Source organism: Streptomyces sp. NPDC111516, assembly GCF_055635345.1.
In genome coordinates, this window is record NZ_JBVKBV010000001.1 from 253741 (window position 1) to 269330 (window position 15590).

Below are 15590 nucleotides of genomic sequence, written 5' to 3' on the forward strand. Positions count from 1 at the left end.
CGGGGACGGGCAGGCGCCGCGTTCAGTTCCGTACGCCGTTGTACGGGACGTCTTGTGTGCCGTGTGATCAGACCGTCAGGGCACGGTCCGTCGGGCGGATCGGGGCCGGCAGGGCGCTGGCTCCGGTCAGGAAGCGGTCCACGCCGCGCGCCGCGGAGCGGCCCTCGGCGATGGCCCACACGATGAGGGACTGGCCGCGGCCCGCGTCACCGGCGACGAAGACTCCGTCGACGTTGGTGGCGTAGTCCGCGTCGCGCGCGACATTGCCGCGCTCGTCGAGCTCCAGGCCGAACTGCTGGACCAGGCCGTTGGACTGGTCGGTGCCGGTGAAGCCCATGGCCAGGGTGACCAGCTGAGCGGGGATCCTCCGCTCGGTGCCGGGCTTCTGCTCCAGCTTGCCGTCCTTGAACTCCACCTCGACCAGGTGCAGCGCCTGGACGTTGCCGACGGTCTGCCCCTCTTCGGGAGCGGAGCCCTCGAAGAGGGTGGTCGAGACGGAGTAGACCCGCTCGCCGCCCTCCTCGTGCGCGGAGGTGACCTTGTAGAGCATCGGGAAGGTCGGCCAGGGCTGGTTGGTGTTCCGGTCCTCGCCCGGCCGGGGCATGATCTCCAGCTGGGTGACGGAGAGCGCACCCTGGCGGTGGGCGGTGCCCACGCAGTCGGCGCCGGTGTCGCCGCCGCCGATGACGACGACGTGCTTGCCCTCGGCGGTGATCGGGGAGACCGTCAGGTCGCCCTCCTGCACCTTGTTGGCGAGCGGCAGGTACTCCATCGCGAAGTGCACGCCGTTCAGCTCACGGCCCGGAACGGGCAGATCGCGGGAGACGGTGGCACCGGCGGCGACGACGACCGCGTCGTAGCGGCGGCGGAGCTTGGCGGCGTCGATGTCCTTGCCGATCTCCGTCTCCGTACGGAACTTGGTGCCTTCCGCGCGCATCTGCTCGATGCGGCGGTTGATGTGCGACTTCTCCATCTTGAACTCGGGGATGCCGTACCGGAGAAGGCCCCCGATGCGGTCCGCGCGCTCGAAGACGGCGACCGTGTGGCCGGCCCGGGTGAGCTGCTGGGCCGCGGCGAGACCGGCCGGGCCCGAGCCGATCACGGCGACGGTCTTGCCGGAGAGCCGCTCGGGCGGCTGCGGGGTGACGTCGCCGTTGTCCCACGCCTTGTCGATGATGGAGACTTCGACGTTCTTGATGGTGACGGCCGGCTGGTTGATGCCGAGCACGCACGCCGACTCGCAGGGAGCGGGGCACAGACGGCCCGTGAACTCCGGGAAGTTGTTCGTGGCGTGCAGGCGCTCGGACGCGGCCGACCAGTCCTCGCGGTAGGCGTAGTCGTTCCACTCGGGGATGAGGTTTCCGAGCGGGCAGCCGTTGTGGCAGAACGGGATGCCGCAGTCCATGCAGCGGCCGGCCTGCTTGCTGATGATCGGGAGCAGCGAGCCCGGAACGTAGACCTCGTTCCAGTCCTTGACGCGCTCGCCCACGGGGCGGGTCTCGGCGACCTCGCGCCCGGTGGTCAAAAAGCCCTTGGGGTCAGCCATTGGTCGCCGCCTCCATCATCTTCTCGGTGGTCTCCTGTTCGGAGAGACCGGCGAGCTCAGCGGCGTCCTTGGCGGCGAGCACTGCCTTGTACGTGGACGGGATGATCTTGCTGAAGCGGGAGACACCGCCGTCGGCGTCGTCCCACTCGGCGAGCAGCTTCTCGGCGACCGTGGAGCCGGTCTCCTCCTGGTGGCGGCGCACCACGTCGTGCAGCCACTGCTCGTCGGTGTCGGAGAGGGCCTCGATCGCGCCGAGGTTGCCGGAGTTGACGTTGTCACGGTCCAGGTCGATGACGTACGCGACGCCGCCCGACATACCGGCGGCGAAGTTGCGTCCGGTCTCGCCGAGTACGACGGCGTGGCCGCCGGTCATGTACTCGCAGCCGTGGTCGCCCACGCCCTCGGAGACGACGGTGGCGCCGGAGTTGCGGACGCAGAACCGTTCACCGGTCCGGCCGCGCAGGAACAGTTCGCCGCCGGTGGCGCCGTAGGCGATGGTGTTGCCCGCGATGGTGGAGTACTCGGCGAGGTGGTCGGCGCCGCGGTCCGGGCGGACGATGACGCGGCCGCCGGAGAGGCCCTTGCCGACGTAGTCGTTGGCGTCGCCCTCCAGTCGCAGCGTCACTCCGCTCGGCACGAACGCGCCGAAGGACTGGCCTGCGGAGCCGGTGAACGTGATGTCGACGGTGTCCTGCGGCAGACCGGCGCCGCCGAACTTCTTCGTCACCTCGTGGCCGAGCATGGTGCCGACGGTCCGGTTGATGTTCCGGATCGCGATCTGGGCCCGGACCGGCTGGGCGGCCTCGGCGCTCTCCGCGTTCAGAGCGTCGGCGGCGAGCCTGATCAGCTCGTTGTCGAGGGCCTTGGCGAGACCGTGGTCCTGCTCGATCCGCTGGTGGCGGACCGCACCCTCGGGCAGCTCGGGGACGTGGAACAGGGGCTCCAGGTCGAGGCCCTGCGCCTTCCAGTGGGTGATCGCGCGGTCGGTGTCGAGCAGCTCGGCGTGGCCGACGGCCTCCTCGATCGTACGGAAGCCGAGCTCGGCGAGGAGCTCGCGGACCTCCTGGGCGATGAACTCGAAGAAGTTGACGACGTACTCGGCCTTGCCGGAGAAACGACTCCGCAGGACCGGGTTCTGGGTGGCGATGCCGACCGGGCAGGTGTCCAGGTGGCAGACGCGCATCATGACGCAGCCGGAGACGACGAGCGGCGCGGTGGCGAAACCGAATTCCTCGGCGCCCAGCAGCGCGGCGATGACGACGTCGCGGCCGGTCTTCAGCTGGCCGTCGGTCTGCACGACGATGCGGTCGCGCAGGCCGTTGAGCAGCAGGGTCTGCTGGGTCTCGGCGAGGCCGAGCTCCCAGGGGCCGCCCGCGTGCTTCAGCGAGGTGAGCGGGGAGGCACCCGTTCCGCCGTCGTGGCCGGAGATCAGGACGACATCCGCGTGCGCCTTGGAGACACCCGCGGCGACCGTGCCGACGCCGACCTCGGAGACCAGCTTCACGTGGATGCGGGCCGCCGGGTTGGCGTTCTTGAGGTCGTGGATCAGCTGAGCCAGGTCCTCGATGGAGTAGATGTCGTGATGCGGCGGCGGGGAGATCAGACCGACACCCGGGGTGGAGTGCCGGGTCCTGGCGACCCACGGGTAGACCTTGTGGCCGGGCAGCTGGCCGCCCTCGCCGGGCTTGGCGCCCTGCGCCATCTTGATCTGGATGTCGTCCGCGTTGACCAGGTACTCGCTGGTCACACCGAAGCGGCCGGAGGCGACCTGCTTGATGGACGAGCGGCGCGCCGGGTCGTACAGCCGGTCGGCGTCCTCGCCGCCCTCACCGGTGTTGGACTTGCCGCCCAGCTGGTTCATGGCGATGGCGAGGGTCTCGTGCGCCTCGCGGGAGATCGAGCCGTACGACATGGCGCCGGTCGAGAACCGCTTGACGATGTCGGAGACGGACTCGACCTCGTCGACCGGGATCGGCTCACGGTCGCTCTTGCCGTTCTCATTTGTCTTTAGGGCGAGCAGACCGCGGAGCGTCATCAGGCGCTCGGACTGCTCGTTCACCCGGTCGGTGTACTTCTTGAAGATGTCGTACCGCTTGTTGCGCGTGGCGTGCTGCAGGCGGAAGACCGTCTCCGGGTCGAACAGGTGCGGCTCGCCCTCGCGGCGCCACTGGTACTCGCCGCCGATCTCCAGCGCGCGGTGCGAGGCGGAGATGCCGGACGCGGGGTAGGCCTTGGCGTGGCGGGCGGCGACTTCCCGGGCGATGACGTCGAGGCCCGCGCCGCCGATCTTGGTGGCGGTGCCGTTGAAGTACTTCGCGACGAAGCCCTCGTCCAGGCCGACGGCCTCGAAGACCTGGGCACCGCGGTAGGAGGCGACCGTCGAGATGCCCATCTTGGACATGACCTTGAGGACGCCCTTGCCGAGCGCGTAGATCAGGTTCCGGATGGCCTTCTCGGGCTCGATGCCCTCGATGAACGTACCGGCGCGCACCAGGTCCTCGACGGACTCCATCGCCAGGTACGGGTTGACCGCGGCGGCACCGTAGCCGATCAGCAGCGCGACGTGGTGGACCTCGCGGACGTCTCCGGCCTCGACCAGCAGCCCCACCTGGGTGCGCTGCTTGGTGCGGATGAGGTGGTGGTGGACGGCCGAGGTGAGCAGCAGCGACGGGATCGGGGCGTGCTCGGCGTCGGAGTGCCGGTCGGACAGGACGACGAGGCGGGCGCCGTCCTCTATGGCGGTGTCGACCTCGGCGCGGATCTGCTCGATCCGCTCCGCGAGGGCGTCGCCACCGCCGCCGACCCGGTAGAGCCCGGAGAGCGTGGCGGCCTTCATGCCCGGCATGTCGCCGTCGGCGTTGATGTGTATCAGCTTGGCCAGCTCGTCGTTGTCGATCACCGGGAACGGCAGCGTGACGCTGCGGCACGACGCGGCGGTCGGCTGCAGCAGGTTGCCCTGTGGGCCGAGCGTGGAGCGCAGCGAGGTGACGAGCTCCTCGCGGATGGCGTCCAGCGGCGGGTTGGTGACCTGGGCGAACAGCTGGGTGAAGTAGTCGAAGAGCAGCCGGGGGCGCTCGGACAGGGCGGCAATCGGGGAGTCCGTGCCCATGGAGCCGAGGGGTTCGCCGGCTGTGCGGGCCATCGGGGCGAGGATGACGCGGAGCTCTTCCTCGGTGTAGCCGAAGGTCTGCTGGCGGCGGGTGACGGAGGCGTGCGTGTGCACGATGTGCTCCCGCTCGGGGAGGTCCTCCAGCTCGATCTCGCCGGTCTCCAGCCAGTCCTCGTACGGCTGCTCGGCGGCGAGGGCGGCCTTGATCTCGTCGTCCTCGATGATGCGGTGCTCGGCGGTGTCGACCAGGAACATCCTGCCGGGCTGGAGGCGGCCCTTGCGGACGACCTTCGCGGGGTCGATGTCCAGGACACCGACCTCGGAGGAGAGCACGACGAGGCCGTCGTCGGTGACCCAGTAGCGGCCGGGGCGCAGACCGTTGCGGTCCAGGACCGCGCCGACCTGGGTGCCGTCGGTGAAGGTGACGCAGGCCGGGCCGTCCCAGGGCTCCATCATCGTGGAGTGGTACTGGTAGAAGGCGCGCCGGGCTGAATCCATGGAGTTCATCGATTCAGGGCTCTCCCACGCCTCGGGGACCATCATCAGCACCGAGTGGGGCAGCGAACGGCCACCGAGGTGGAGCAGCTCCAGGACCTCGTCGAAGGAGGCGGAGTCGGAGGCGTCGGGGGTGCAGACAGGGAAGATCCGGTCGAGCTGCTCCGTACCACCGTGTCCATCGGCGGAGCCGAACACACTCGACGCGAGCTGGGACTCGCGGGCCTTCATCCAGTTGCGGTTGCCCTTGACCGTGTTGATCTCGCCGTTGTGCGCGACGAAGCGGTACGGGTGGGCGAGCGGCCAGCTCGGGAAGGTGTTCGTGGAGAAGCGCGAGTGGACCAGCGCGACGGCGGTGGCGAAGCGGCGGTCGGAGAGGTCCGGGAAGAACGGCTCCAGCTGCCCCGTGGTGAGCATGCCCTTGTAGACGATCGTGCGGGCGGAGAGCGAGGGGAAGTACACCCCGGCCTCCCGCTCGGCGCGCTTGCGCAGCACGAAGGCCTTGCGGTCGAGTGCGATGCCGGCGCTCGTACCGTCGGCGACGAAGAGCTGGCGGAACTCGGGCATGGTGGCGCGGGCGCCCTTGCCGAGGATGTCCGGGGTGACCGGGACCTGGCGCCAGCCGAGGACCTTGAGGCCCTCCTCGGCGGAGATCTTCTCCAGCTTCCGGACGGCCTCGGTGGCGTCGTCCGCGGGCAGGAAGGCGATTCCGACGGCGTAGGCGCCGGCCTCGGGGAGGTCGAAGGCGACCTCGTCGCGGAGGAAGGTGTCCGGCACCTGGAGGAGGATTCCGGCGCCGTCGCCGGAGTCGGGCTCGGATCCGGTGGCACCGCGGTGTTCGAGGTTGCGCAGTACGGTCAGCGCCTGCTCGACCAGCTCATGGCTGGCCACACCGGTCAGAGTGGCCACGAACCCGACCCCACAGGCGTCGTGCTCGTTACGGGGGTCGTACATCCCCTGCTGGGCGGGGCGACCGTCCATGGGCGACCAGGCGTCGGTACGCATCGGCTCTCCCGTCGTCGTCGTGGCATATGCAGTGCCGAGGGACGACGTTGGCCCTCTGCGAAATTTCGTGCAGGTTTACATGATGGGGCGCTTCTCAAGAAGCGGATAGTTCGTTCCAACATACGGACACTGCCTGAGGCGGTGGGGGGTCGCAGTCGGAGGATCGGCGCCCGGGGGGACCGCAGAGAGCAGGCGTCGTTGCCCGCGGTGTCTACGGCTCATGCCCGGCAGCAAAGAAAACGAAACCGCCGGGTAATGGCTACTTATGTGGAGCCCTGTATAGAGACTCATTTTACGTGGGAGGATGCCGTTCCGCCCAGAGGCGGTCACCAAGACGTACGTCACACGGATGGCGGACACGTTGCCGAAGCGAAGCCCGTCCGGCGTTCGAGGACAAAGCCTTCAGCCGGACGGGCTCGATGTCATGCTCCTTGGAGGCAAAGCTCGCCGGAAGGGACAGAGCTTGCCGGGAGGGGTGCTAGCTTCCGACGGCCACGCCGAACAGCGTGCCGAGACCGTAGGTGATCGCCGCGGCGACCCCGCCGAGCACCAGCTGCCGCAGCCCGCTGTACAGCCAGCTGCGCGCGGTCACCCTGGCGACCACCGCCCCGCAGGCGAACAGCCCGACCAGTGCGAGCAGCACGGCCGGCCACAGCGCACTCGCGCCGAGCAGGTACGGGAGTACGGGCAGCAGCGCGCCCAGCGCGAACGCGCCGAACGAGGACACGGCGGCGACGAGCGGCGAGGGCAGATCGCCCGGGTCGATGCCGAGCTCCTCGCGGGCGTGGATCTCCAGGGCCTGCTCCGGGTCGCGCGACAGCTGCCGTGCGACCTCGCGGGCGAGGCCGGGCTCGACGCCACGGGACTCGTAGAGCGCGGCGAGCTCACGCTCCTCGTCCTTGGGGTGCTTGCGCAACTCGCGCCGCTCGACGTCGAGTTCGGCCTCGACGAGCTCACGCTGCGAGGCGACGGAGGTGTATTCGCCGGCCGCCATGGAGAACGCACCGGCGGCCAGGCCCGCCAGACCGGTGATCACGATCGTCTGCTGGGAGACGGCACCACCCGCGACGCCGGTCATCAGCGCGAGGTTGGAGACCAGCCCGTCCATGGCACCGAACACCGCAGGGCGCAGCCAGCCGCCGTTCACGTCGCGGTGGGTGTGGTTGTCGCGGTGCGCCTCGTGCAGTACGGCGTCGGTCTCGATGATGGACACAGCTCTCCCCTTCTCCGGCAGCGGGTTTCACGCGCTCCGCCCCCGCTCAACACCGTCGAAAGTACGCACGAAAAAGGGCCCCCGCCAGCAAGGCAGGCCGTACTTACCCGCCCCAGTGACCAGGTGAGTACGGCCTGGCTTACCGACGCCGAGCCGTCATCCAACTGGCCCTTTTGTTGCGATTATCGGCCTCTGTCATGGTTCCGCGTGGCACAGATCGAGCGTACGAGAACTGGCTCGGTGTGAGCGAAGGGTCGACGCGATGGAGTCGATTGCAGGAAATCCGGCAGAGCCGCGGACCGGCGGCACGGCGGCCAGGCGGCACGGCGCACCCTCCGCGGTACGGCACGGCGCACCGGTGGCGGCAGGGGGTGGCGCGGACCGGGACTCGGGTGCGCGGGGGGACCTGGGCGACCGGGCCAGGGGTTCCCTGCTCGGTCTCGCGGTCGGTGACGCGCTGGGCGCACCGGCGGAGAACCTGCGGCCGTCCGAGATCCGCCGGCGCTGGGGCCGGATCGAGGGCTTCGTGAGCGACGACCCCGCGGGCACGGACGACACGGAGTACGCGATCTTCTCCGGGCTGCTCCTCGCCCGGCACGGTTCGGCGCTGACCGTCACCCAGGTGGAGCGGGCCTGGCATCTGTGGATCGCCGATCTGGACGAGGGGCCGTTCCGCGGCGCCGGGTTCAGTGAGCGGGGCACGCTGGAGAATCTGCGCCGGGGCCTCGCCGCCCCGATCTCTGCTCAGCACCGGCACGCCTGGAGCGACGGCCTGGCGATGAGAGCGGCGCCGTTCGGTGTCTTCGCGGCGGGCCGGCCGTACGAGGCGGCGCGTCTGGTCGCGGTGGACGGGCGGGTCAGCCATGACGGGGAGGGCATCTACGGCGGCCAGGCGGTGGCGGCCGGGGTGGCCGCCGCGATGGTGGGGGCCGGGCTCGCGTCGGTGATCGCCGCCGCGCTGTCCGTCGTTCCCATGGACTCCTGGACGGCGCGCTCGCTGCGGCGCGCGGTGGCGGCCGCGCAGCGCTCGTACCCCGACCGGCTCACCATGGAGCGCGCGGTGCGTTCCGCGGTGGTGGTCGGCGGCTACCCGTGGACGGATCTGGCGCCGGAGGCGGTCGGCCTGGCGTTCGGCGCGTTCGCGGCGGCGCGCGGCGACTTCCGCACGGCGGTGCTGACCGCGGTCAACATGGGCCGGGACGCGGACACCACGGCCGCGGTGGCGGGCGCCCTGGCCGGCGCCCTGCACGGGGCATCCGCGATTCCCCGCCACTGGGGGGAGGCGATCGGCCCGGTCCGGGGCAGCTGTCTGCCGTCGATGCGGGGCTACCACGTCCTGGACATCGCGGAGTTGCTCACCCCGGACGACCCGGACGAGGCGTACGCGGGCGCGGGGGCGGGCGCGGGCGCGGGGGCGGGGGCGGGGGGCGAAGCCGGTACGCCGGAGGGCGGCCCGACGCGCGACACCGGTTCCGGGTACGTGTCGCCCGGAGCCCCGCACGTCACCGACGACGAGGCCCCGGACCTGAACCACCCGGGTGCGGACACGGGCCCGGACCATGCGGACGCGGCCCCGGCCCCGGACGGCACCCCCCGCACCCCCGTGTCCCCCGCCGCCCGTCTCGGTACCCGTCCGGCGCCCGGGCTTCGGGCCCGGATCGAGGGGCTGTTGCTCGGGCTCGCCGCCGGGGACGCCGCCGGATGGCCGGCCGCGCGGCACCGGGCCACCCGGATGCCCGAGTGGACCCGGCGCCTGACCCGGGAACTCGACACCTTCGCCGAGCAGAACGCCACCACCACGCTGCCCGTGCCCATCGCGCTCAACCAGCCGCCCGAACCCCTGCGGCTCGGCCCCTCCGACGACGCCGAATGGGCGGCGTTCGCCGCCCAGGCCGTGCTCACCTCGGCCGCCGGTCCGCTGCACGGGCTGTCCCCCGAACGCCGGATGCGGGCCGCCATCGACGTCGCCTGGAACGCGCTTGCGGCCGAGGTCGCCGCGGCCGCCGCCCGGGCCCCCGAGGTCGAGTCCGCGGTGCTCCCGCTGCGCGCCCGGATCTCGGTGCGGGCCGGGCTCGGCAATCTCGCCGCCGGACTGCGCCCGCCCGCCACCGGCCACGACAACCCGCACTACTTCGACGACGCGGCCTGCGTACGGGCCGCCGTGCTCGCCGTCGTCCACCCCGCCGAACCCACCCTCGCCGCCGACCTCGCCGAGTTCGACGCCCGCTACACGCAGGACGGCGACGGTGTGCACGGCGCGCGGGCGATGGCCGCCGCGATCGCCGAGGCGCTGGGCGGCGCGGACGTGGACACCGCGGTGAACGCCGCGCTCGCCCAGCTCCCCGACGGCACGGAGATCGCCCGCAACGCCGCCCACGCCGTCCGGATCGCCCGTGACTTCGTCGGCGAAGCGGCGGGCGCGTTCGCCCTCGTACCGGTGCTGGAGCATCAGATCGTCGACCACGTCTACAGCTACGGGATCGCCGCCGCCGAGACCGTCCCGGTCGCCCTCGCCCTCGCCACGGCGGCGCGCGGGCAGATCGCCCAGGCCGTTCCCGCGGCGGCGTGCCTGTCCCGGGTGGCCGACTCGGCGCCCGCCCTGGCCGGTGCGCTGACCGGTGCGCTCGGCGGCATCGGCGCCGTCCCCAACGGCTGGCGCGAGGCCTGCCGCACCCTGGCCGGGTGTGCGCTGCCCCGTCTCGCGGGGACCGATCTCATCGAACTCGCCGGGCTGCTGGCAGACACGGAACCGAAGCCCACGGGTGGACAATTCGGACATGACATCCACCATGCCCGCGCGGTCCGAGGCGAGGACCACGGCACTCACACTCGATGAACGGATCACGGGAGCGCTCGTCGGCGCCGCGGTCGGCGACGCGCTCGGCGGTCCGGTCGAGGGCCGGTCCCCCGAGCAGATCACGGCCCGCCACGGCGGGCGGATCAGCGGCATCGTCGGCCCGTGGGACGGCGACGACTGGCGTACGGCCCGCCCCATCGCCCCGTACCACAAGGGCGACGGACACGTCACCGACGACACCTTGATGACCCATGCGCTGGTACGGGTGTACGGGGCGGTGCGCGACCACCTCGACGCGTACGCGGTCGCCGGCCACCTGGTCCCCGAGCTGATCTCCACGCCCCGGTGGATCCCGGAGCTGGAGGCGGACGCGCTGCCGCTCCAGCGGATCTTCCTCGCCGAGAAGTGGATCGTCGCACGGCTGCACTACGGCCATGTCGATCCGCGTGAGGCGGGCTCCGGAAACATCGTCAACTGCGGTGCGGCGATGTACATGGCGCCGGTCGGCCTGGTCAACGCCGCGCACCCGCAGGCCGCGTACGCCGAGGCGCTGGATGTCGCCGGCGCCCATCAGTCCTCGTACGGCAGGGAGGCGGCCGGAGTCTTCGCGGCGGCCGTCGCCGCCGCCTGCGCCCCGGGCGCGACGCCCGCCACCATCGTCGACACCTGTCTCTCGCTCGCCAAGGACGGCACCCGGTCCGCCATCGAGGCGGTGTGCGAAGCGGCCGACCGGTACGGGGACTTCGAGTCGGCGCTGGCCCCGCTGCGCACCGCCGTCGCCCCCTTCGACACCGTCGGCCCCGACTACCGCTCCCCCTCGCTGGGCGCCCGCCGGCCGTCCCGGCTGCATTCCATCGAGGAACTCCCGATCGCGCTCGGCATGCTGCTCGTGGCGGACGGCGACTACCGGCACACGGTCCTCGGCTCGGTCAACTACGGCCGGGACTGCGACTCGATCGCCACGATGAGCGGCGCCGTCGCGGGCGCGCTCCACGGCGAGCGGACGATCCCCGCCACCTGGGTGAAAACGGTCGCCGAGGCCAGCCGGCTCGATCTGCACGCCCCCGCGCGAACCCTGGCGGACGTCGCCCGCGAGGTGTTCGTACGGGACACCGCCCGCCGCCGCGCGCACGAGTCGGCGTTCGCCGCGCTGGCGGGCACGCCATGACGGTACGGGTGACGTGGGTACAGCCCGAGGACCTGGTCGGGCACGAGCTGCGCCAGGCGGCCGAGGACGGACGGGACGCGCGGACCGTCGCACGCCGGTGGTACGAGGCGGGTGGCGCCCCCGCCCCGGAGCGCGCGGGCGCGTCGACTGCTCCGGCACCGGAGCTGCGCGCGCTCGCGGAGCGGCTGCTGGACGAACTCGCCCTGCTGGAATCGCCGTTGGAGGCCGACGAGCCGACGGAGCTGGCCGCCATCCGGGCCGCCTGCCCAGACTGGCCTGCCCCGCGCGCGGAGCCGCCGCCGGTGAGCCAGGACCGGCTGCACGCCGCCTGGCTGGGCCGGGCCGCGGGCTGCCTGCTCGGCAAACCCGTCGAGAAACTGCCGCTCGCCGGCATCCGCGCTCTGGCCCGCGCCACCGGCAACTGGCCCCTGACCACCTGGTTCACCGCCAAGGGGCTGCCCGCCGAACTCGCCGCCACCTACCCCTGGAACCGCCGCTCCGCGCCCACCTCCCTGGCCGAGAACATCGACGGCATGCCGGAGGACGACGACCTCAACCACCCACTGCTCACCGTGCTGTTGCTCCAGCGGTACGGACCGTCCTTCACCACCTGCGACCTCGCCCGCCTCTGGCTCGACGAGCTTCCGGCCGGCCGGACGTTCACCGCCGAGCGGGTCGCGTACCGCAATCTGCTCGACGGCATCGAGCCCCCGCACACCGCCGGGTACCGCAACCCGTTCCGGGAGTGGATCGGTGCGCGGATCCGGGCGGATGTGCACGGCTGGACGCATCCGGGCGACCCGTCGGCCGCGGCGGAACAGGCGCATCGGGACGCCGTCCTCACCCATACCGCCAACGGGGTGTACGGGGCGATGTCCACCGCCGCGATGCTCGCCGAGGCGGCCGGCGGCGAGAGCGATGTGCACGGCTGTCTGGCCGCCGGGCTGCGTGTCGTACCGCCGCGTTCCCGGTTCGCGCACGCGATGCGTTTCGGCATCGGGGCGGCCCGCGGCGACGGCTTCGACGCGGCCGTCGACCGGCTGCACGCCGAGTACGGCGGCCACCACTGGGTCCATGTGCTGCCCAACGCCGCGCTGCTCGCGGCCGCCCTCACCCACGCCGACGGCGACTTCTCCGACTCCATCTGCCGTGCGGTGTCGGGCGGCTGGGACACCGACTCCAACGGTGCGACCGCCGGTTCGCTCGCCGGTCTGCTGGCCGGGAGCCCCGACGCGCTGCCCGGCCGCTGGACCACCCCGCTGAAGAACCGCCTCGCCACGTCCGTCCCCGGCTTCGGCTCCATCGGCTTCGACGCACTCGCCGAACAGACCCACCGGCTCACCCACAAGGAGGCACTCCGCCCATGACCGCCATCGCGGTGCTCGGCAGCACCAATATGGACCTCGTCGCATACGTCGCACGGGCCCCGGAGCGCGGCGAGACCGTCACCGGACGGGAGCTGCGCACCATCCCCGGCGGCAAGGGCGCCAACCAGGCCGTCGCCGCCGCACGCGCGGGCGCCGATGTGACGATGATCGGCGCGGTCGGCGACGACGCGTACGGGCCCCTGCTGCGGTCCAACCTGGAGCACGCGGGCGTCGACACCGATCTGCTGCACACCGCCGAAGGCCCAAGCGGCACCGCGCACATCGTCGTCGACGACACGGGCTCCAACTCCATCGTGGTGATCCCCGGCGCCAACGGCACCGTCACCGGACTCGGCCCCGGCGAAATGGCCGCCATCGCCGGAGCCGATCTGCTGCTCCTCCAGCTGGAGCTGCCGCTGTCCGCCGTACTGGAGGGCGCGCGAGTCGCCCACGCCCAGGGCGTACGGACCATCCTCACCCCGTCCCCCGTACAGCCCCTGCCTTCCGAACTCCTCGACTGCGTCGATGTGCTGATCCCCAACGAGCACGAGGCAGCCGCGCTCTCCGGCTCCGCCGACCCCCGCGCGGCGGCGCAGATCCTGCTCGGCCAGGTCCCGGCGGTCGTCATCACCCTCGGCCCGAAGGGTTGCCTGTACGCGGGCCGGGGCGGCGAACCCGTTCTGTTCCCCGCGCCCGAGGTCACCGCCGTCGACACCACCGGGGCCGGGGACACCTTCGTCGGCACGCTGGCCGTGGCGCTCGGCGAGCGACGGCCCGTACCCGAGTCACTGGCCTGGGCGTCGTCCGCCGCCGCGCTCTGCGTGCAGCGGCCGGGCGCCTCGACCTCCATGCCGTACCGCAGCGAGATCGACGCCGCATGAACGCGCCCACGCAGGCACCTCTGGCCGGACTGCGGGTCATCGACCTCGCGACGCTCTTCGCCGGCCCGCTCTCCGCCACCATGCTCGGCGACTTCGGCGCCGAGGTGATCAAGGTCGAGCATCCGCGCAGGCCCGATCCGTCGCGCGGGCACGGCCCGACGAAGGACGGCGTCGGCCTGTGGTGGAAGCTGCTCGGCCGCAACAAGCGCAATCTGACCCTCGACCTGTCCAGCCCCGGTGGGCGCGACATCCTGCTCCGGCTGGCCGCCGGAACCGATGTGATCATCGAGAACTTCCGGCCCGGAACGCTGGAGCACTGGGGCCTCGGCTGGCCGGAGCTGCGCGCCGTCAACCCGCGGCTGGTGCTGGCCAGGGTCACCGGCTTCGGTCAGTTCGGCCCGTACGCGCACCGCCCCGGTTTCGGCACCCTGGCCGAGGCGATGAGCGGGTTCGCCGCGATCACCGGGGAGCCGGAAGGGCCGCCCACGCTCCCGCCGTTCGGGCTCGCCGACTCGATCGCGGCGCTGGCCACCGCGTACGCCGTGATGGCCGCGCTCGCCGGACGCGACCGGACCGGGGAGGGGCAGATCGTCGACATGGCGATCATCGAGCCGATCCTGACCGTGCTGGGGCCGCAGCCCGTCTGGTACGACCAGCTCGGCTACGTACAGCCGCGCACCGGCAACCGCTCCCGCAACAACGCGCCGCGCAACACGTACCGCACCGCGGACGGGCACTGGGTCGCGGTCTCCACCTCCGCGCAGTCGATCGCCGAGCGGGTGATGCGTCTGGTCGGCCGGCCCGGACTGATCGACGAACCCTGGTTCGGCTCCGGCACCACCCGCGCCGAGCACGCCGACGAGCTCGACGAGGCGGTCGGCAACTGGATCGCCCGGCACACCCGTGAGGAGGCGGTGTCCGCATTCGAGAAGGCGGAGGCGGCGATCGCGCCGATCCATGACATCCAGGACGTGATGGAGGACCCGCAGTACCGGGCCCTCGGCTCCATCACCGAGGTCGACGACCCGGAGCTGGGACCGTTGAGGATGCAGAACGTCCTGTTCCGTCTCTCCGGGACGCCGGGCGCGATCCGCTGGGCGGGCCGGCCGCACGGCGCGGACACCGACGAGATCCTCACCGGTCTGGGCCTGTCGGCTCCGGAGATCGCCGCGCTGCGGGCGGAGCACGTGCTGTGACGGCGGCGGTCCCCCTCACCTTGCTGTACGTACCCGGCGACCGGCCGGAGGTGGTGCGCAAGGCGCGCGACGCGGGCGCGGACGTGGTGATCGTCGATCTGGAGGACGCGGTCGCGCCGGACCGCAAGGAGTACGCGCGGTCGGCCACCGCCGAACTCCTGTCCGAGCCTGCCGAGGACACGGCCGTACCGGTCCACGTCCGGGTCCACACCGAGGCGGACATCCTCGCCCTGGCCGCGCTGCCGGGCCTCGCCGGACTCCGGCTGCCCAAGATCACACACGCGGCGTCCGTCCATCGCATCGCGGCCGTGGCACCGGGGGTCGCGCTCTGTCCGCTGCTGGAATCGGCGCTCGGCATCGAGCACGCCTACACGGTCGCCGCCGCCCATCCCCAGGTGCGCTCCATCGCCCTGGGCGAGGCGGACCTCCGAGCGGATCTGGGGGTACGGGACGATGCCGGGCTCGACTGGTCGCGCAGCCGGGTCGTGGTCGCCGCGCGCGCGGCCGGACTGGCGCCGCCCACCCAGTCGGTGTTCCCGGACGTACGGGACCTGGACGGCCTGGCGGCGTCCTGCGCGCGGGGCCGGGCGCTGGGTTTCCTGGGGCGGGCGGCGATCCATCCCCGCCAGCTCCCGGTCATCGAGCGGGCGTTCCGCCCCACGGCTCAGGAGGTCCAGGCGGCGACGGAGATCGTGGAGGCGGCCGCGACGGACGAGGGCGCCCTGGCTCTCCCGGACGGCCGGTTCGTCGACGCGGCGGTGGTGGCGTCGGCCCGTCGCACGCTTGCGCTGGCCGCGCGGGTGGGGTGACGGG

The 15590-nt window shown here is 72.2% G+C and carries 9 protein-coding genes and 1 pseudogene; 7 read left to right on the forward strand and 3 right to left on the reverse strand.

The annotated features are described in order from the left end of the window. Window positions 1-67: 67 nt before the first annotated feature. The 3 genes from ACZ7L9_RS01205 to ACZ7L9_RS01215 all read right to left on the reverse strand — a co-directional run bounded on the left by ACZ7L9_RS01205 (window position 68) and on the right by ACZ7L9_RS01215 (window position 7368). Window positions 68-1546 carry a glutamate synthase subunit beta gene (locus tag ACZ7L9_RS01205; protein WP_471411387.1) on the reverse strand — a complete coding sequence of 493 codons (1479 nt, stop codon included), beginning with the start codon at window positions 1544-1546 and terminating at the stop codon, window positions 68-70. Continuing rightward, a complete protein-coding gene (gltB, locus tag ACZ7L9_RS01210) occupies window positions 1539-6155 on the reverse strand; it encodes a glutamate synthase large subunit (RefSeq protein ID WP_471411389.1) in 4617 nt (1538 codons plus the stop codon). Before gltB ends, ACZ7L9_RS01205 begins: the two co-directional genes overlap by 8 nt. Before the next feature lie 478 nt (window positions 6156-6633). After that, the gene (locus ACZ7L9_RS01215; RefSeq protein WP_471411391.1) at window positions 6634-7368 is read right to left on the reverse strand and encodes a VIT1/CCC1 transporter family protein; all 735 of its coding nucleotides are present in this window, start codon (window positions 7366-7368) and stop codon (window positions 6634-6636) included. Between the two features lie 262 nt (window positions 7369-7630). Between ACZ7L9_RS01215 and ACZ7L9_RS01220 the strand changes: the two are divergent. The 7 genes and pseudogenes from ACZ7L9_RS01220 to ACZ7L9_RS01250 form a co-directional block, all read left to right on the forward strand. Beyond that, window positions 7631-8581, forward strand: a pseudogene (locus ACZ7L9_RS01220) (ADP-ribosylglycohydrolase family protein); the annotation flags it as partial. Between the two features lie 105 nt (window positions 8582-8686). Next, window positions 8687-10204 carry an ADP-ribosylglycohydrolase family protein gene (locus tag ACZ7L9_RS01225; RefSeq protein ID WP_471412727.1) on the forward strand — a complete coding sequence of 506 codons (1518 nt, stop codon included), beginning with the start codon at window positions 8687-8689 and terminating at the stop codon, window positions 10202-10204. After that, on the forward strand, window positions 10146-11333 hold the full coding sequence (locus ACZ7L9_RS01230; protein ID WP_471411393.1) for an ADP-ribosylglycohydrolase family protein: 1188 nt from the start codon (window positions 10146-10148) through the stop codon (window positions 11331-11333). The genes ACZ7L9_RS01225 and ACZ7L9_RS01230 overlap by 59 nt, the downstream gene beginning before the upstream one ends. Beyond that, window positions 11330-12700 (forward strand): ADP-ribosylglycohydrolase family protein, encoded by a 1371-nt coding sequence (locus tag ACZ7L9_RS01235; protein ID WP_471411395.1) that lies wholly within the window; start codon window positions 11330-11332, stop codon window positions 12698-12700. The genes ACZ7L9_RS01230 and ACZ7L9_RS01235 overlap by 4 nt, the downstream gene beginning before the upstream one ends. After that, the gene (gene rbsK / locus ACZ7L9_RS01240) at window positions 12697-13581 is read left to right on the forward strand and encodes a ribokinase (RefSeq protein WP_471411397.1); all 885 of its coding nucleotides are present in this window, start codon (window positions 12697-12699) and stop codon (window positions 13579-13581) included. The genes ACZ7L9_RS01235 and rbsK overlap by 4 nt, the downstream gene beginning before the upstream one ends. Further along, a complete protein-coding gene (locus ACZ7L9_RS01245) occupies window positions 13578-14777 on the forward strand; it encodes a CaiB/BaiF CoA transferase family protein (protein WP_471411399.1) in 1200 nt (399 codons plus the stop codon). Before rbsK ends, ACZ7L9_RS01245 begins: the two co-directional genes overlap by 4 nt. Further along, entirely contained in the window at window positions 14774-15586 is an 813-nt protein-coding gene (locus ACZ7L9_RS01250; protein ID WP_471411401.1) for an HpcH/HpaI aldolase/citrate lyase family protein, read from the forward strand. Before ACZ7L9_RS01245 ends, ACZ7L9_RS01250 begins: the two co-directional genes overlap by 4 nt. The last annotated feature ends 4 nt before the right edge of the window (window positions 15587-15590 follow it).